1 protein-coding gene is annotated in these 513 nt (G+C 71.7%); it reads left to right on the top strand.

Annotation, left to right across the window (positions count from 1 at the left end; translation table 11 throughout):
• Positions 1 to 513: DMT family transporter (locus AC1DUE_RS20155; RefSeq protein ID WP_477041186.1), on the top strand; the 513-nt coding region annotated here is incomplete at both ends.

Here is a 513-nt window from a genome sequence, read left to right as displayed (position 1 = left end):
GCTCGTGCTGGTCGCGAAGGGCATGCGGCCACCGGTGGTACGGAGTGTGGTCCTGGCCGGGGCCGCCGGTGTCGCCTTCGGTATCGCGTCGGTGTTCACGAAGACGGTCGCGATGCAGTGGGCCTCCGGTTCGGTCGGCGCGGGGCTGCCCTCGCTTGTGGTCATAGCGGCTCTGGCGTCGGCCGGGCTGCTGCTGTCGCAGTCCGCATATCGGGGCGCCGGCCTGACCGCACCGCTGGCGACAGTGACTGTGGTGAACCCGGTGATCGCCTCGGCAGTCGGCATCACATTGTTCGGTGAGCAGTTCCAGCACGGCACGGCGGGCGCGCTCCTGGCGCTTGCCTGCGGTGTGGTCGCCTCGGGCGGGCTGATCATGCTGATGACGGAACGGCTGGACGCGGAGCAGCGCGAGGGACAGCGGGTGCTCCCGGCAGATCCGGAGGTCGCCGCGGCGGGCGCCGGGGACGCTGCGGGGGCCGAGCCCGTGCTGGTCGTTCGTCCTGAGCCCGGAAG

It is taken from the genome of Cellulomonas sp. P4_A2 (assembly GCF_056402515.1).
This window is presented reverse-complemented; position numbering and strand designations above follow the sequence as displayed.